General features: G+C 76.1%; 18 protein-coding genes. 11 read left to right on the top strand and 7 right to left on the bottom strand.

The genetic code is table 11. From position 1 onward, the window contains the following. Positions 1-57: 57 nt before the first annotated feature. Positions 58-1,029: a DUF2267 domain-containing protein gene (locus LQ51_RS08915; protein WP_046564232.1), complete on the bottom strand. Its 972-nt coding sequence runs from the start codon at positions 1,027-1,029 to the stop codon at positions 58-60. A gap of 197 nt (positions 1,030-1,226) precedes the next feature. Here LQ51_RS08915 and LQ51_RS08910 point away from each other — a divergent pair, with 197 nt between their 5' ends. Further along, positions 1,227-1,541 (top strand): hypothetical protein, encoded by a 315-nt coding sequence (locus tag LQ51_RS08910; protein ID WP_046564225.1) that lies wholly within the window; start codon positions 1,227-1,229, stop codon positions 1,539-1,541. Positions 1,542-1,652: 111 nt separating this feature from the next. Here the strand turns inward: LQ51_RS08910 and LQ51_RS08905 are convergent, their stop codons facing one another. Continuing rightward, entirely contained in the window at positions 1,653-1,997 is a 345-nt protein-coding gene (locus LQ51_RS08905) for an STAS domain-containing protein (protein ID WP_052744785.1), read from the bottom strand. A 241-nt stretch (positions 1,998-2,238) separates the two neighbouring features. Between LQ51_RS08905 and LQ51_RS08900 the strand changes: the two genes are divergently transcribed. From LQ51_RS08900 to LQ51_RS08880, 5 genes are all read left to right on the top strand, one after another. Beyond that, on the top strand, positions 2,239-3,999 hold the full coding sequence (locus tag LQ51_RS08900) for a PP2C family protein-serine/threonine phosphatase (protein ID WP_052744784.1): 1,761 nt from the start codon (positions 2,239-2,241) through the stop codon (positions 3,997-3,999). Further along, positions 3,996-5,042 carry a cobalamin B12-binding domain-containing protein gene (locus LQ51_RS08895; protein ID WP_046564224.1) on the top strand — a complete coding sequence of 349 codons (1,047 nt, stop codon included), beginning with the start codon at positions 3,996-3,998 and terminating at the stop codon, positions 5,040-5,042. The genes LQ51_RS08900 and LQ51_RS08895 overlap by 4 nt, the downstream gene beginning before the upstream one ends. A gap of 90 nt (positions 5,043-5,132) precedes the next feature. Continuing rightward, positions 5,133-5,480: an STAS domain-containing protein gene (locus LQ51_RS08890; RefSeq protein WP_046564223.1), complete on the top strand. Its 348-nt coding sequence runs from the start codon at positions 5,133-5,135 to the stop codon at positions 5,478-5,480. 72 nt (positions 5,481-5,552) lie between these two features. Beyond that, positions 5,553-5,996 carry a response regulator gene (locus LQ51_RS08885; protein ID WP_046564222.1) on the top strand — a complete coding sequence of 148 codons (444 nt, stop codon included), beginning with the start codon at positions 5,553-5,555 and terminating at the stop codon, positions 5,994-5,996. A gap of 114 nt (positions 5,997-6,110) precedes the next feature. After that, positions 6,111-6,650 (top strand): hypothetical protein, encoded by a 540-nt coding sequence (locus tag LQ51_RS08880; RefSeq protein ID WP_046564221.1) that lies wholly within the window; start codon positions 6,111-6,113, stop codon positions 6,648-6,650. 6 nt (positions 6,651-6,656) lie between these two features. Here the strand turns inward: LQ51_RS08880 and LQ51_RS08875 are convergent, their stop codons facing one another. Continuing rightward, positions 6,657-7,490: a hypothetical protein gene (locus tag LQ51_RS08875; RefSeq protein ID WP_231605610.1), complete on the bottom strand. Its 834-nt coding sequence runs from the start codon at positions 7,488-7,490 to the stop codon at positions 6,657-6,659. A gap of 330 nt (positions 7,491-7,820) precedes the next feature. On the opposite strand from LQ51_RS08875, the gene LQ51_RS08870 reads away from it, so the two are divergent. Next, complete coding sequence (locus LQ51_RS08870) at positions 7,821-8,771, top strand: endonuclease/exonuclease/phosphatase family protein (RefSeq protein ID WP_231605607.1); 951 nt, start codon at positions 7,821-7,823, stop codon at positions 8,769-8,771. A gap of 4 nt (positions 8,772-8,775) precedes the next feature. Here LQ51_RS08870 and LQ51_RS08865 read toward each other — a convergent pair whose 3' ends face one another. Then, positions 8,776-9,204, bottom strand: coding sequence for an OsmC family protein (locus tag LQ51_RS08865; protein WP_046564227.1), 429 nt, complete (start codon positions 9,202-9,204; stop codon positions 8,776-8,778). Between the two features lie 118 nt (positions 9,205-9,322). Next, positions 9,323-10,291 carry a serine/threonine-protein kinase gene (locus LQ51_RS08860; RefSeq protein WP_046564220.1) on the bottom strand — a complete coding sequence of 323 codons (969 nt, stop codon included), beginning with the start codon at positions 10,289-10,291 and terminating at the stop codon, positions 9,323-9,325. Positions 10,292-10,456: 165 nt separating this feature from the next. Between LQ51_RS08860 and LQ51_RS08855 the strand changes: the two genes are divergently transcribed. Next, complete coding sequence (locus tag LQ51_RS08855; protein ID WP_046564219.1) at positions 10,457-10,681, top strand: hypothetical protein; 225 nt, start codon at positions 10,457-10,459, stop codon at positions 10,679-10,681. A 7-nt stretch (positions 10,682-10,688) separates the two neighbouring features. On the opposite strand, the gene LQ51_RS08850 is transcribed toward LQ51_RS08855, so the two are convergent. Continuing rightward, positions 10,689-11,480, bottom strand: coding sequence for an alpha/beta fold hydrolase (locus LQ51_RS08850; RefSeq protein WP_046564218.1), 792 nt, complete (start codon positions 11,478-11,480; stop codon positions 10,689-10,691). Beyond that, complete coding sequence (locus tag LQ51_RS08845) at positions 11,477-12,373, bottom strand: SDR family oxidoreductase (protein WP_046564217.1); 897 nt, start codon at positions 12,371-12,373, stop codon at positions 11,477-11,479. Before LQ51_RS08845 ends, LQ51_RS08850 begins: the two co-directional genes overlap by 4 nt. Positions 12,374-12,509: 136 nt before the next feature. On the opposite strand from LQ51_RS08845, the gene LQ51_RS08840 reads away from it, so the two are divergent. From LQ51_RS08840 to LQ51_RS08830, 3 genes are all read left to right on the top strand, one after another. Beyond that, positions 12,510-13,256, top strand: coding sequence for a response regulator transcription factor (locus LQ51_RS08840; protein WP_046564216.1), 747 nt, complete (start codon positions 12,510-12,512; stop codon positions 13,254-13,256). Continuing rightward, complete coding sequence (locus LQ51_RS08835) at positions 13,234-14,793, top strand: sensor histidine kinase (protein WP_046564215.1); 1,560 nt, start codon at positions 13,234-13,236, stop codon at positions 14,791-14,793. The genes LQ51_RS08840 and LQ51_RS08835 overlap by 23 nt, the downstream gene beginning before the upstream one ends. Positions 14,794-14,881: 88 nt before the next feature. Then, entirely contained in the window at positions 14,882-15,652 is a 771-nt protein-coding gene (locus tag LQ51_RS08830; RefSeq protein ID WP_052744783.1) for an AraC family transcriptional regulator, read from the top strand. The last annotated feature ends 75 nt before the right edge of the window (positions 15,653-15,727 follow it).

The raw sequence follows: 15,727 nt of genomic DNA, 5'->3' as shown, positions 1-15,727 counted from the left end.
CGCCGGACGGTGGCGCCGCTGGTCGGGCGGGGACGCTGACGCTGGTCCGCGGCCGGCTCAGCCGGCGGCCATGCCGGCGCCGGCCTCGTCGATGGCCGCGTCGACCCGCCGGGCCAGGTCCACGTCCGGTGCCGTGACCCCGTCGACCTGCCGGCTGCGCACGGTGATCACCGCGCTGTCCGGATCGGGCCGGCCGATCTGCGGCCCGCGGCCGGCCTCCATCCGGAGCCGGTCGAGGCGGTCGAGCACCCGGTCCAGGTTGCCGGCCGGCAGCTCGATGGTGCGCACCAGCGACTGCCGGTCGCTGGACCAGTACGGCAACCCGGCCAGCGCGTCGCGCAGCTCCTGCTCGGTCAGGGGCGCGGTGGCCGACGTCGGACCCACCAGGCCACCGCCGGCGGGCTCCGGCGGGCCGAGCAGGTCCCGCAACCCGTCCGGTACGCGCAGCGACTCGACCAGCTCGCCGTCGGCGTCGGCCAGCGCGGCCAGGGTCGCCTCGGCCTGGTAGCGCGCCTGCTCCGGGGTGAGGCGGCTGCGCCGGCCCACCTCGGCCAGGAAGCCGGGCAGGTCGCGGCGGCGCTCGATGCCGTCCACCGGCACCACGTCGTGCAGCTTCACCGGCACCGCCTCGAGCAGCCGTTCCCGTTCCGCGTCGTCGAGCGCCCAGGCCAGCGCCAGGACGGTGGCCTCGGCCGCCACCTTGGCGGTGGAGAAGTCCACCCCGGCCCGCCGGCTGACGTCGTCGACGAGATCCCGGTAGCCGAGGGTGGTCACCCCGGCGGGTCGCTCGTCGGGCAGCGGCCGGGTCCGTTCCGGCACACCCGGCTGCGGCGGCGCCGGTCCACCGCGTACGTCCGACTTGTGCCGGTTGGCGGGCGCCGGGCCGGCCCGTTCGTGCCGGTCCAGCGAGGCGATCTGCTTGGACGCGCTCAGGCTGGCACCGACCTCGCTCGGCTGGCGACCGCGCTCCCGGGCCTGCCGGGCCAGCGCCCGGCGGCGTTGGTTGTCGCCCTCCATCTGCTTGCGCATCGTCGCACCTCGTTCCTCGTCGGGTTGCGCCTTGCCCGGGTCGCGTTCCCGGCGCTGCCGGGAAGGAAACGGCGGGGCGGGGGCCGGCCGGTGGTCGGTGAGCTTCATTCGCTGCGGGTGAGGGGCGCTCACCCCGGGCGGCCCCATGCTCGGGGTGGACCGGGAAACTTCCGGCGCACGCGGAAGGGAAGGTCGTCATGAAACGGATCGTTGAGATCGTTCCCGCCCGACCCGGCTGGTACGCGCGGTGGCAGGTCGACCCGCAGACCACCCGGTGCTACCCGGTGACCCTGTGGGCGCTGATGGAGGAGGCAGACGGGGCCGGACGTGAGGTCGTCGGGGTCGACTGTGTGGGGCAGTGGCCCGGCGCCGACGACAACGAGGCGGGTGGGGAGTTCGTCCGGTACCTGTTCCAGACGCCCGATTCGGGCGCGCCGGAGGACGCCGAACCGCCGATGACCGCACCACCCCGGGAGAACGGCCCGCGCCTGCAACCGGTGCCCGCCGTCTGAGCCACCCTCCCCGGCCCCCGGCCCCTGGTCCCAGGGTCGGGGGCCTCCCCCTGCCGCTCCGGGGTGCGGCCCGTCGCGGCCCGCCGCACGCCGGCCTGGCGGGGGAGGGCGTCAACCGGCCTGGCGGGCCTGGCCGGTCTCGCCGGGCGGGGCCGCCAGCAGCTCGCCCAGCCCGGTGCGGGTCAGCAGCTGCCGGACCTGCGGCTGCAGCGCGGTGAGGTGGATCCCGGTGGTGCCCGCGCGGTGGATCCGCACCAGCGCGCTCAGCCCCGAGGAGTCGCAGAGCGCGACGTCGGTGAAATCGAGGACCAGCTCCTGGTAGCCCTCACGGCGCAGCTCGGCGGCCGCGGCGAGCAGGTCCGGGGCGCTCTCGAAGTCCAGCTCACCGCTCAACCGGAGCCGGGCACGTGCGGCGTCGAGCCGGTTCACCTCGATGATCAACAGCTGGGAGGGCACGTCCCTATTGTTCCCAGTCCGGTCCGGTCGGGAAACCCCGGGGTGTGCTCCCGCGGGCCTCGAGCGGGCCCGCGCCGCCGGACCGTGGCGATCCCGGCGGCCCGCCCGGTGCCGCAGCCCGGCTGGCCTGCCGGTCGTGGGGTGGCGGTCCCGGCACACCGGCGTAGGGTGGGGCGGGGAGACGCGACCACGGGCACCGATTCCGGTGCGGCGCGGATCGACAAGGAGTGGGGCTCAGCTGGTGACTGCTGCCGACGTCAGGGAGTCTGACCCGGGCGACGGACGGACCGCCACGCCGGGCGCCAGCCGAGTGCCGGCGCGGCCGGCCGCCTCCCCTCTGCCGCCCCTGGCCCCGGAGCCCGGTGTCGTCGCCCCGGAGTGGGCCGAGGTCGTGGAGCACTTCCGCGAGGGCTTGATCGTCTGCGACGCCGACGGCGTGGTCCGGCACCTCAGCCCGGTGGCCCAGCGGCTGATCCCCGAGCTGGTGCCCGGTGCGGTGCCCGCCGTGGCGGGCGTCACCGCCCTCGCCGCCCTCACCGCGGACCAGCCCGCCGAGTTCCCGCACCATGGCCGCCGGCTGCGGGTACGCCAGGTGCCGCTCTCCCGGGCCCGCCGCTGCTGGTACGTCGAGGACGTCACGGAGAGCGTGAGCCGGGCCGACGCGCTGCTGGCCGAGCGGGCCCGCTCGGCATTCCTGGCCGTGGTGGGGGAGAAGCTGGGCAATCCGCTGCACCCCGACCGGGCTGCCGCCGCGGTGGTCCGGCTGGCCGTGCCGACCGTCGCCGACGTGGCCGTGCTGGTGCTGGCCCCCCGCGCCGGCCGGGCCCGCTGGTGGCGGGCCAGCCGGGTGGACGGCGAGGCGCCGACCGTGGACGCCGGGAGCCTGCCCGCCGCGGCGCTGCCCGCGGCGATCGGCGAAGGACTCGGCGGCGTGGAGCCGCACGCGCTGGACTGGCTGGTCGAGCAGGCCGTCGAGGCCGGCTGGCTGCCGGGGCTGGACGCGGCCGCGCTGAGTGCCCGGGTGGTGCCGCTGCCCGGCCGGGACGCCCCGGCCGGGGTGCTGCTGGTCGCCCGGGGCTCCGCCCGCTGGTACGACGACGCCGACGTCGACCTGCTCCGGGCCTTCGCCGCCCGGGGCGGCGCCGCGCTGACCACCGCCGTCCTCTACCGGGACCAGGCCGAGGTCGCCGACACGCTCCAGGCCAGCCTGCTGCCCGTCGAGCCGGCGGAGGCCGCCGGGGTGCAGTGGGGGACGGCGTACCGGCCCGCCCAGGCGGGGCTGCGCATCGGTGGCGACTTCTACGGCTCGCACCGGCTCGCCGACGGCGGTTCGGTCTTCTTCCTCGGTGACGTGTCCGGCAAGGGGGTCGAGGCGGCCGTCTTCACCGGCCAGCTCCGCCAGTGCCTGCAGGCCCTGCACCGGGTCGAGACCCAGCCGGGTCGGCTGCTGCGGCTGCTCAACGGGGCGCTGCTGGAGACCACCCAGGCGCACGGGCAGGGCCGGTTCGCCACCATGGTGCTCGGCGTGGTCCGCGCGCACGGCGACGGCAGCCTCAGCCTGACCATGGCCGGCGGCGGCCATCTGCCGCCGTTGGTGCTCCGCGCCTCCGGCGAGATCGAGGTGGTGCCGCTGACCGGCATGCTGATCGGGGTGGTGCCGGATCCCCGCGTCGGTGAGGTGACCGTGCGGCTGGCGCCCGGCGAGACCTGCCTGCTCTACAGCGACGGGGTGACCGAGGCCCGGGGCGGCCCGCGCGGCGACGAGCAGTTCGGCAGCGACCGGCTGCTCCACGCGCTCGCCGGCTGTCACCGGATGCCGGCGCCCGCCCTGGCCGAGCGGATCGAGCAGGTGACCTGCGACTGGCTCGGCCACGGTGACCACGACGACATCGCGGTGCTCGCCCTGCGGGCCACCGGTGGGCCGGCGCGGCCGGTCCGGCACCTGCACGCGGTGCCCGGGCCGGCACGGGCCGGGACGGAGACGGAAGGAACCGAGGCGTGACCGCGACGACCACCGAGGCGGACCCGACCGCCGTCTACCCGCTGTACCTGGACGCGTTGGCGGACGCCGACGAGTACGGCGCGGTCGAGGTCGCCGTCGGGCTGCTGGAGGGCGGCGTGCCCGCCGAGCGGGTGCTGCTCGACCTGGTCGCGCCGGCGCAGGCCGAGGTGGGGGAGCGGTGGGCGCGCAACGAGTGGAGCGTGGCCCAGGAGCACGCGGCCACGCACATCAGCGAGCGGGTGGTGGCGGCCGTCGCCGGGTACGCCAACCCGCGGCCGACCCGGGGCCGGATCGTGGTGGCCTGCATGGACGGCGAGTGGCACGCCCTCCCGGCCCGGCTGGTCGCCGAGGTGCTGCGGCTGCGTGGCTGGCAGGTCGTCTTCCTGGGGGCCAGCGTTCCCGCCGCCCACCTGGTCTCCTACCTGCACCGGTATGACGCGGACGCGGTCGCCCTGGCCTGCGCGCTGCCGGTGCGCCTGCCGCACGCGCACCGGATGATCGAGGCGTGCCGCCGCTCGGACGTGCCGGTGGTGGTGGGTGGGCGGGGCTTCGGTCCCGACGGCCGCTGGGCCCGGGCGCTCGGGGTGCCGTGGGCGCCGGACGCGCCGGCCGCGGCCGACCTGGTGGCCGACGAGCGGGCGCTGCGCGCCGGTCCGCCGGCCCGGCTGGACCACCTGGCCGACGACGAGTACGCGAGCCTGGTGAAGCGGCGCGGTGAGCTGATCGACAGCGCGCTCGCCGATCTGCGCGCCCGGGTGCCGGCGGTGTCCGGCTACACCCCCGCGCAGCTCGACTCGACCATCAGCGACCTCGGTTACATCGTGGACTTCCTGGCCGCCGCGCTCTACGTCGACGACGGCACGCTGTTCACCGAGTTCACCGACTGGCTGGTGGCGATCCTGGCCAGCCGGGGCGTGCCGCCGGCGGCGGTGGCGCTCACCCTCGACCACTATGGACAGCGGCTGCACGATTTCCCGCGCGCCGCGGGCTTTCTCGCCACGGCGCGGGGCGCGCTCGACCCGGCGGCACCCCCGCAACGCTGACCGCCGCGCTGCCGGCGGCCGGTTCCCGCCCGCGTATACTTGCTGCACTGCAAACGTCCCGCCTGGGGGCCGGAGCGAGAGGGGCCGCCGGTGACGTTCGCCGTCACGGAAGCCCGGCGGGACGGGGGTGTCGTGGGCCTCCGGCTCGCCGGCGAACTCGACCTGAGCACCGTGCCGCAGCTCAACGACGCCATCGACCGGCTGATCGCCGAGGGTTGCCGGCAGCTGCTGCTGGACCTCGCCGAGCTGACCTTCTGCGACTCCACCGGCATCGGCGCGTTCCTGCGCGGAGACAACCGGCTGGCCGCCGACGGCGGGTGGCTGCGGGTCACCGGGGCGGGTGGCCGGGTGGCCCGGGTGCTCCAGGTGACCGGCCTCGTCGACGTCCTGACGTACCAGCCGGAGCCGGTCGACCCGGCCGCATCGGCTGGTCCCTGATCGGCTAAATTTCCCCCGGCCGGCCGGTGACCCCACCGTCCGGCTCCGCCTTCGAACCGAAGCAGGTGTCCGATGGGCCCACGCACGAGCCCCGTCCGCATCCTCGTGGTGGACGACGACCCGGGTGACGTCCTCATGATCGAGGAGGCCCTGGAGGACTCCGACGTCGAGAAGGTCATCGACGTGGTCAACGACGGCCAGGAGGCGATGGAGTTCCTCCGCCGGGAGGGCCGGCACGCCTCCGCCCGGCGTCCCGACGTCATCCTGCTCGACCTGAACATGCCGCGGATGGACGGGCGGCAGGTGCTCGGGGCGGTCAAGCAGGACGAGGACCTGCGGACCATCCCGATCGTCGTGCTCACCACCTCCAACGCCGACACCGACATCGTCGGCAGCTACGTGCTGCAGGCCAACGCGTACGTGACGAAGCCGATCGACCTGGACGACTTCAACGACGTGGTGCGCCGCATCGACGAGTTTTTCGGCCGGGTGGTCGTGCTGCCGAAGCACGCCTGACCGGCCGGCGCCGCGCGGATACTGAACATTTTTTGGGATTCGCCGCGCGCGCCACCGGCAGCCCCCAGGATCGACAGTTGGGATATGAACACCAGCTGCCTGGGGGGCGACAGTATGAGGTTCTCCGTCGTTGAGACCGGTTACGACCAGCGGCAGGTGGATTCCTGCCTGGACGAGCTGGGCATCCGGTTGGTCCGGCTCGCGGCGCGGGCGGAGAGCGCCCCCGGCGAGAGCCGGGAGTGGGACCAGGTCCGGCAGGAGGCCGGCTTCCTCTGTGACTTCCTGCGCCGGCGTACCGCCCCGGGCGAGGGTGACGTGGAGGCGGTGCGGGCCGGCGTCAGCGCGGTCGAGCGGGAGGCCGGCGAACTGCTGGCCCTGGCGCGCGGCGAGCTGGAGGCGGCCCGGGAGGAGGCCCGCCGGGTGCGCGAGCAGGCGTACGCCGAGGCGGTGCGGACCCGGCGCGACGTGGAGGCGGCGCTGCTGACCCGCCGGCGTCGGGCCGCCCAGGTGGAGGAGATCCTGGCCGGGGCGCGCGCCGAGACGGTCCCGGCGGACACGCCGACCGCGGCGGCCGGGGTGCCGGCGACCCGGGTGGGTGCGGGGGCGTCCGGGGAGCCCGGGCCGGGTTGCGCCGGGCGCGGCGCGGCCGCCTGAGCCGGCTCAGGCCAGCGCCGCCACCACCGTGGTGGCCCGCTCCTCGTGTGGGGCGTACGCGTCGGGGTAGGCGGAGACCTGCACGGCCTGCGCGGCGGCGGTCAGGCTCAGCTCCGTCCAGCCGGGCACCTCCTTGAGCGCGGTGTAGAAGGCCTGGGCCGCGTACGACGGGCGCATGAGCTGGGCGACGGTGCCCCAGCCGCTGCTCGGCCGCTGCTGGAACAGGCCGACGGAGTCGTGGTCGGAGCCGCTGCCCTGGTGCGGGTAGTCGTAGGACTCGGGCAGCACGTCGCTGGCCAGGTTGTAGAGGTTGCTCTCCTGCATGGCGGTGGCGACGGCGATCACGAGCGCGCGGCGCGGCATCTTCATGGCCCGTCCCACGTCGACGATCACCTTGGCGTTGTCCATCTGCCGCTGGTCCAGGCCGGCGACCGGGCGGGGCCGGGCGGGCCGGACCGGCTTCCTGGTGGCCTTCCGGGTGGGCTTCGCGGTGGGGGTGGCGACCGGGATCGGGGTGACCGGCACGGCGACCGGCGGGGCGGTCCGCTGGTAGTCGCGGGAGGCCCGCTGCTCGGTGGCGGCCCGGTCGGCCAGCACCTCGCGGACCGGCTCGTGGCGCTGGCCGGTGTCCGGTACGCCGAGGAAGCCGACGAGGCCGAGGCAGCAGGTCACGCCGGTGGCGGCGGCGACCCGGGCCGGGGTGGACCGGATCGGCCCGCGACGGGGCGGTGGGAGGGCCCGGTGCCGGCCGATCGTCCGTTCGGCTGATGCCGGGTCGATCGGATGGCGAACGGGTGACTTCTCGGCCGGCGGCTGGTCCGGGGCGTCGTCGGGGTGCACCCGCCGAGGCTAGAAAGCATCGCGGCGCTTGCCATCGGGGTGCTTGGTGGCATGCGTCACAATTTGCCATGATCCGCACCCGCATTACGCACGGTGGATCAGCAAAGGTGCCAACCACGCTTTCCCGCTTTATCTGATATTGCGGGAAGGCCGGGAGTAACCGCGTCGTTGATCATCTTTGTGGCGAGGTGCCCGTGACTCCGCCGTTCGGCCCATGCGCCCCTCCCACACCTGGTGGCACCGGTCGGCCCGGAGGGCCGGGTGCGCCGACCGGTGGCCGTGCCGGGATCACCGCCACCCGCGTCCCGCCGGCTCGATACGATACGGACGGTGACGGAGCAGATGGTCGATGAACCGGCCGCCGGCGACCCGGCCCGCCGCCGGGACCGGCGGGGGCTCGGCGTCGTCGCCCTCGCCGTGCTGCTCGCCGCCCTGATCGCCGGGCACTGGGCGGTGCCCAACGTGCACGGGCTGGGCAGCCTGGTGGACAGCGCCACCCCGCTGCTCGGTCTCGGCGTACCCCTGCTCGGGCTGGCCGCTGCGCTCCGCCGCGCGCCGCGGGCGCTGCTGGCCGTGGCGCTGCCCGCGGTCCTCTGGCTGGCCCTCTACGGCGGCGCCTGGTTGCCCCCGGCCGCCGGCGCCGGACCCACCGCTGTCCGGGTCGCCAGCCAGAACCTGCGCGCCGGCAACCCCGACCCGGCCGCCACCGTCGGTGCGCTCACCGACGCGGCGCCGGACCTGATCGGCCTCCAGGAGGTCGACGACGGCGACCGGGTCGAGGCCGCGCTCGGTGCCCGCTACCCGCACCGGAGCGCGGTCTCCACGGTCGCCCTGTGGAGCCGCTGGCCGATCCGCGAGTCCCACGGCGTCGACACCGGCCTGGGCTGGGACCGGGCGTTACGCGCCGTCGTGGCCGCCCCGCCCGGCGACCTCGTCGTGTACGTCGTGCACCTGGGTTCCGCCCGGGCCGGGCACACCGCGACCCGGGACGAGACCGTCGCCGCCCTCGCCGCCACCGTCCGTGCCGATCCGGCGCCCCGGCTCGTGGTGCTCGGTGACCTCAACACCGCCCCCACCGACCGGGCCTTCGCCCCGCTCACCCGGCTGCTCCGCGACGCGCAGGCCGACGCCGGTCAGGGCTTCGGCTTCACCTGGCCGGCGGAACTTCCGGTGACCCGGCCCGACCACGTGCTGTACCGCGGGCTCACCCCCACCGCGGCGGACGTGCTGCACACCCCGGACAGCGACCACCGGGCGGTGACCGCCGGCTTCCGCTGGTGAACGGTCAGTGCCGGCCGTTCTCCGCCGGCGTGACGGTGAGCCGGTGCCGGCTGTTGTCGTCGCTGGAGAACGGCCAGAGCCGGTCGGCGTGCGCGACCAGGTCGGCCAGTTGCTCCCGGGTGAGGCCGGCCGAGGAGATCTCCGCGTGCACGTCGGCCCGGTACCGGCCGTCGTCGTCGCGGCCGAGCTTCGCCTCGGCCGTCACCTCGACCGTGTGCGCCTCGTCGGTGATCCCGCCGGCCGCCTCCACCGCCGCGTGATGCAGGCAGGACGCGAACGCGGCGGCCAGCAACTGCTCCGGGGTCAGCCCGGTGCAGTGCGGGGCCAGCGGGGACGCCAGGGCGGTGGACAGACCGCCGTCGTCGGTACGTACGTGACCGCCTGACGCGGTCGCTGTGGCCGTCTCGGGCAGCCAGGAACTCGGATCCGGCATCGCGTTCCTCCCGTTCACTCACCCGCCCGGCTACCCGGCCGTCGGCCGGCGAAACCGCAGGTGGACGCGGGCGTGCCCGGGCGGCCCGGCGGGGCGACCCGCCCGGGGCCGGGACGGCTCAGCGGCCCGGTACGCCGGAACGCAGCTGGCCGGCGGGACCCGGCTCGACGGCCATCGCCTCGGTGGCCTCCGCGGCGGCCCGCTCGGTCCACGGCGACACCGGGACCCGGCGCTGCCGTGGCACGGGGGCCCGCATCGGCACGTACACCCGGGCGTCCACCGCCTCGGCGAGCAGCAACGCCGCCATCAGGCTGGTCGGCCGGACCGCCGGGTCGTCGGCGAGGCAGCGCCGGCACAGGTCGGCGATCTCGACGGGCAGCCCGTCGACCTCGGGCAGCGGCTGCGGCGGCTGACGCCGGCGCTCACCGAGCAGCTGGGTGGCGCTGCCACCGGCCGGGTACGGCAGCCGGCCGGCCAGGCAGTAGTACAGCAGCACGCCGAGCGCGTACATGTCGGCGGCGGGCGTGGCGGGGTGCCGGTCCAGCTGCTCCGGCGCCAGGTAGGCGGGCGTGCCCAGCACGACTCCCTCCGGCGTGTCGTCGGCCGCCCCGGCCGAGGTCGCGATGCCGAAGTCGAGCACCTTCACCCCGGTCGGGGTGAGGACCACATTGGCCGGCTTCACGTCCCGGTGCACGATCCCGTCCGCGTGGGCGGCGGCCAGCGCGGCGCTCACCTCGGCGCAGACCCGTACCGCGATCCGCCAGTCCAGAGGGCCGGCGCGCAGGTGCGCGGCCAGCGTCTCGCCCTCGGCCAGCTCCATGACGATGTACGGCACCTCGCGGCCGCCCGGCGTCGACGAGGTGCCGAAGTCGTGCACGCTGGCCACGTTCGGGTGGACCAGCCGGGCCGCCGAGCGCGCCTCGTCGCGGATGCGGGTCACCGAGCCGGCCTCGCCGTCCCGGACCGGGGAGATCAGCTTCACCGCCACCGTCCGGTCCAGCACCAGGTCGTGGGCGCGCCAGACCTCCGACATCCCGCCGATGCCGATCCGCCGTTCGAGCTCGTACCGCCCGCCCAGCGTCCTCATCGGTCACTCCTCGCCTCCGGTTGCCCGGCACGTGCTGTCTCCGGCTGTTCCGGTTCGCGGTACCCGAGCCCCGAGCTGGGCAAACCGGCGGGGGCGCGGCCGGTGCGGGGGTAGCTTCGCCTGGAGGACCGCGCGACGGGCGCGGTGGGGAACGGAGGCGCGGGGGTGACTCAGGTGCGCGTGCGGTTCGTCGGCGGCCCCGCCGACGAGCTGGTCCGGGACGTGCCGGCCGAAGCGGACGGGGAACCGCCACGCCGCTGGATCATGCGGCACCCCGACGGCCGGGGCGGCGGCGAGGCCGACCACCTCTACGAGCGGGGCCGCCCCGACGGCTCCGGCACCTGGACCATGCGTTACGTGCGCACCGATCCCTTCGGCGCCACCGAGTGACCCGGCCTCAGGCCGCCCGGGTGGTCTCCAGGATGACCGAGACGACTCGGTCCGGATCGTCGTGCATGGGCACGTGGCCGCAGCCGGTGAGCTCGAGGTGGCGCGCGCCGGGCAGCCGGGTCCGGGCCAGCGCGGCCTGCCGGTAGGGCAGGATCCGGTCCCGGGTGCCCCACGCCACGGTCACCGGCACCGTCGGCGCGCCCGAGAACGCGTACCCCCGACCGGCGCGGGCCACCGCGCGGAAGGCGCGCGCCTCGCGCAGCGCCCGGGCGTCGGCCAGCGCCGCGTCCAGGGTCATCGCGTTGGGCCGGGCCAGGATCATGCCCATGGCCAGGGTGCGCAGCGCCGGGGAGCCGAACAGCGAGCGCAGCACCGGCTCGGGCAGCCGGGCGGCGTTGCGGTGCAGGGTCAGCACGGCGAGCGCCCAGCGCAGCTCGCGCGGCGCGCAGAAGCCGGCCGGGGAGAGCGCGGTGGCCGAGGAGACCGCCCCGGCGGCGGCCAGCTCCAGGGCGATCGCGCCGCCCAGGCTGTTGCCGGCCACGTGCGGCCGGTGCAGGCCCAGCGCGGCGAAGAACTCGGCGACGGCCTTGACCAGGCCGGACATGTCCCTGGGCAGGCCGGCTGCCGGCACCGGGGAGCGGCCGAAACCGGGCAGGTCCAGGGCGATCACGTCGTGCGCCTCGGCGAGCCGGTCGAGCACCGGAGACCAGGCGGCCCAGTGGTGGCCGATGCCGTGCAGCAGCACCAGCGGCGGTCCGGCGCCGCGCCGCTCGAAGACGACCTCGACCGGGGCGCTCACCGCCGCACCTCCGGCGGCGTGCTCACGCCGAACCCGCGGCCCAGCGCTCGGGACTGTTCCTCGATCAGCGGTACGGTGCCACGGGCCGTACGCCCGACCACCCGGTCGGCGAGCGGGCTGGTCAGCAGCGACCGCATCGCCTGCACGGCGCCGACGGCGCGAGGCACGTACACCCGGCGGCGGCGGCGCTCGATGGCCCGGACGAACGCCTCGGCGCACTCCTCGACGGAGGTGGTGCTGCGCATCGGCCAGGGCAGCCGGCGCAGCGCCGTCTCGAACGCCGGCAGATCCGCCCGCGCCTCGCGGACCAGGTCGGTGTCCACCCAGGACGGATGGGCCGTGCCGACCGCCACGCCGCGGTGCGCCAGCTCCAGCCGGATCGCGGTGCCGAAGTGCTCCACCCCGGCCTTCGAGGCGCAGTAGGCGGCCATGCCGGGCAGCGCGGCGAACGCGGCCGCGGACGAGACGATCAGCAGGTAGCCCCGGCGGGCGATGAGCGCCGGCACGGTGGCCGCAGCGGTGCGCATCACCCCGATCAGGTTCACCTCGACGGTGCGGACCAGCGCGTCGACGTCGCCGACGGCGATGGTGCCCCGGTTGGCCACCCCGGCGTTGGCGACCACCGCGTCGATGCCGCCGAGCGCCGCGACCGTGCCCTCGGCCGCTGCCGTGAGGGCGTCCTGGTCGGTGACGTCGGCGGGGAACCACACGTGGCCGGGGCCCAGCTCGGCGGCGAGCGCGGCCAGCCGGTCGGGCTCCAGGCCCACCAGGGCCAGCGTCGCGCCCCGCGCCGCCGCGAGCCGGGCCGTGTGCTCGCCGATGCCGCGGGCAGCCCCGGTCACCAGCACCACCTTGCCGGCCAACCGGCCGGCGGGACGACCGTCGATGGACATGCCGGCAAGTTACCACTCGGTAGCCTCGCGCGGAAGGACCAGCTCGGCGCGGGCCGATTCCGGCCCGTCCAGCCGGCACAGCTGGTACACAGGAACGGGACAGGCCCGGCACAGCGGGTACGCCCACGATGGGGGCATGGTCATGGAAGGGCGGGCCGCGCCGGGCCGGATCGAGCTGCGGCGACCGGACGGCGAGCCGGTGCGGGTGCTGGTGGTGGACGACGAGCCGACCCTCACCGACCTGCTCTCCATGGCGCTGCGCTACGAAGGCTGGCAGGTCTCCACCGCCGGCAACGGGATGGCCGCGATCAGCGCCGCCCGGCAGTTCCACCCGGACGCCGTGGTGCTCGACGTGATGCTGCCCGACCTGGACGGCTTCCAGGTGCTGCGTCGCCTCCGCGAACAGGCCCCCACCGTGCCGGTGCTCTTCCTGACCGCCCGCGACGCCGTGGAGGAGCGCATCGCCGGGCTCACCGTCGGCGGCGACGACTACGTGACCAAGCCGTTCAGCCTGGAGGAGGTGATCGCCCGGCTGCGCGCCCTGCTGCGCCGCTCCGGGTTCGCCGTCGCCACCCGCGAGGACGCCGTGCTCACCGTCGGCGACCTCACCCTGGACGAGGACAGCCACGAGGTGCGCCGGGGCGGCGACCTGATCACCCTCACCGCCACCGAGTTCGAGCTGCTGCGCTACCTGATGCGCAACCCGCGCCGGGTGCTGAGCAAGGCGCAGATCCTCGACCGGGTGTGGAACTACGACTTCGGCGGCCAGGCCAACGTCGTCGAGCTCTACATCTCGTACCTGCGCAAGAAGATCGACGTGGGCCGGGATCCGATGATCCACACCTTGCGGGGTGCCGGCTATGTCCTCAAGCCCGCGGAGTGACCGGGCCGGGCGGCTGCGGCGGTGGCTGGCCGGCTGGTCGCTGCGCCGGCGGCTGGTGCTCTCCGTGGTGGCGCTGCTCGCCCTGGTCAGCGTCGGCATCGGCGGGTTGACCACGGTCGCCCTGCGGCACTTCCTCATCCAGCAGGTCGACAACCAGCTCACCAACGGCGACCGGCGCCCCGCCGACCTGGCCCGGCTGCTGCGGCCCGGCGGTAACCCGTCCCGGCCTGCCCTACCCGCGCAGCCCGGCGAGGAGTGGGGGGTGCCGGAACCGCCGCGCGGCCTGCCGTCCGGCTCGATCGCCGTCCGGGTGGCGCCGTCCGGGGACACCACGGCCGGCATCCGGGCCGAGAGCGGCACCACCGACGAGGTGCCGGACGCCGACGTCGCCGGGCTGGCCGCGGTGCCCCCCGACGAGCGGCCCCGCACCGTCCCCGTCGCTCACCGCGGCGACTACCGGGCGATCGCCATGCGCTCACCCCGCGGCGACGGGGACGTGCTGGTCATCGCCGTGCCGCTGGCCCCGGTCGACGAGACGGTGATGTGGATGCTGCTCGCCCAGGCCGGGGTCGTCACGGCGGGACTGCTGATCGCCGGCAGCCTCGGCGCGGTGATCGTGCGGGCCACCCTGCGCCCGCTGAACCGGGTCGCCGCCACCGCCGCGCGGGTCGCCGAGCTGCCGCTGGACCGGGGCGAGGTGGCGCTGTCGGTGCGGGTGCCGCAGGCCGACACCGATCCGCGCACCGAGGTCGGTCAGGTCGGCGGCGCGCTCAACCGGATGCTCGGCCACGTCGCCGCCGCGCTCGCCGCGCGTCAGGCCAGCGAGACGCGGGTACGCCAGTTCGTCGCGGACGCCAGCCACGAGCTGCGTACCCCCCTCGCGGCGATCCGCGGCTACGCGGAGGTCGCCCGGCGTGGGCGCGCCGAGGTGCCGGCGGACGTGGCCCACGCGCTGCGCCGGGTGGAGTCGGAGAGCACCCGGATGACCAGCCTCGTCGACGACCTGCTGCTGCTCGCCCGGATCGACTCCGGCCGGCCGCTCGCCGCCGAGCCGGTCGACCTGACCGCGCTGCTGGTCGACGCGGTCAGCGACGCGCACGTCGCCGGCCCCGACCACCGCTGGCAGCTCGACCTGCCCGACGAACCGGTCGCCGTCACCGGCGACGCCCACCGGCTGCACCAGGTGGTCGCGAACCTGCTCACCAACGCCCGGGTGCACACCCCGCCCGGCACTACCGTCACCACCCGGCTGGCCCCGGTGGCCGGCGGCGTCGAACTCGACGTCACCGACGACGGCCCCGGCATCCCCGCCGACCTCCAGCCGGAAATCTTCGAGCGCTTCGCCCGCGGCGACAGCTCCCGCTCCCGGGCCCACGGCAGCACCGGCCTCGGCCTGGCCATCGTGGCCGCGGTGGTCGAGGCGCACCACGGCCGGGTCGACGTGTCCAGCCGCCCCGGCCGGACCATGTTCACGGTACGGCTGCCGGCATCCACCACCCACCCCCTGCCCCCCACCCCCCGACCCAACGCGCGTTGATCAAGGAGTTTGCGTCTGCGGATGCCCGCCCGCTCGACGCAAACTCCTTGATCAACACGGACAGGGCGGGGCGTGGCAGGGTGGAGGGGTGTATCGGGAGGGGGCGGCCGAGGGGATTCGGGGCGCGGTGCGGTGGGCGAGTGTCTCGCGTGGCGGCACGCCGGCGCGGGTGCTGCCGGACGGCTGCCTGGACCTGCTCTGGTCCAGCCGGGCCGGGCTGCTGGTCGCCGGGCCGGACCGGACCGCCCACCTCTCCACCGGCACGGCGGGGGAGCGGTGGGTGGGCCTGCGGCTGCCGCCCGGCGTCGGGCCCGCCGTGTTCGGGGTGCCCGCCCACGAGCTGCGGGACCTGCGGGTACCTCTGGTGGACCTGTGGGGCCGGGCCGTCGCTGACCTGGCCGACCGCGTCGACGCCGCCCGCGCGGCTGCCGAGGCGGCGCCCGCCGGCGTACCCCCGGGTGTCGCCGGGCCGGCGCGGGGCCTGACCGCCGGGTCCCGGGCGGTGGCCGCGGTGCTGGAGGAGGTGGCCGTGGCGCGGCTGCGGGCCGCGGGCGGTCCGGATCCGCTCGGCCCTCGGATCGCCGCCCGGCTGACCGCCGGCGGCACCGTCGCCGCCACCGCCGCCGAGGTCGGCCTCGGTGCGCGCGCCCTGCACCGGCGCAGCCAGCTCCTGTTCGGGTACGGTCCGAAGACCCTCGCCCGCATCCTGCGGATGCGCCGGGCCCTGGACCTGGCCGGCACCGGCGTCCCCCTGGCCGAGGTGGCCGCCCGGACCGGCTACGCCGACCAGGCCCACCTCACCCGCGACGTCACCGACCTCGCCGGCCTCCCCCCGACCCGCCTCCTCACGTCCATTTGACCCACCCACCCACACACCCTCCGGCCGGCGCGCACCCCCGCCGCCGCCCGGACCGCCGCCGCCCGGCCCCGCGCC

It is taken from the genome of Micromonospora sp. HK10 (assembly GCF_000982955.1).
Taxonomy (GTDB): Bacteria; Actinomycetota; Actinomycetes; order Mycobacteriales; family Micromonosporaceae; genus Micromonospora.
This window is presented reverse-complemented; position numbering and strand designations above follow the sequence as displayed.

Bases quoted from the DNA above. Each gene is read 5' to 3' on its own strand.
- LQ51_RS08915 (WP_046564232.1), bottom strand. From the start codon at position 1,029: ATGCGCAAGCAGATGGAGGGCGACAACCAACGCCGCCGGGCGCTGGCC.
- LQ51_RS08910 (WP_046564225.1), top strand. From the start codon at position 1,227: ATGAAACGGATCGTTGAGATCGTTCCCGCCCGACCCGGCTGGTACGCG.
- LQ51_RS08885 (WP_046564222.1), top strand. From the start codon at position 5,553: ATGGGCCCACGCACGAGCCCCGTCCGCATCCTCGTGGTGGACGACGAC.
- LQ51_RS08880 (WP_046564221.1), top strand. From the start codon at position 6,111: ATGAGGTTCTCCGTCGTTGAGACCGGTTACGACCAGCGGCAGGTGGAT.
- LQ51_RS08865 (WP_046564227.1), bottom strand. From the start codon at position 9,204: ATGCCGGATCCGAGTTCCTGGCTGCCCGAGACGGCCACAGCGACCGCG.
- LQ51_RS08860 (WP_046564220.1), bottom strand. From the start codon at position 10,291: ATGAGGACGCTGGGCGGGCGGTACGAGCTCGAACGGCGGATCGGCATC.
- LQ51_RS08845 (WP_046564217.1), bottom strand. From the start codon at position 12,373: ATGTCCATCGACGGTCGTCCCGCCGGCCGGTTGGCCGGCAAGGTGGTG.
- LQ51_RS08840 (WP_046564216.1), top strand. From the start codon at position 12,510: ATGGTCATGGAAGGGCGGGCCGCGCCGGGCCGGATCGAGCTGCGGCGA.
- LQ51_RS08835 (WP_046564215.1), top strand. From the start codon at position 13,234: ATGTCCTCAAGCCCGCGGAGTGACCGGGCCGGGCGGCTGCGGCGGTGG.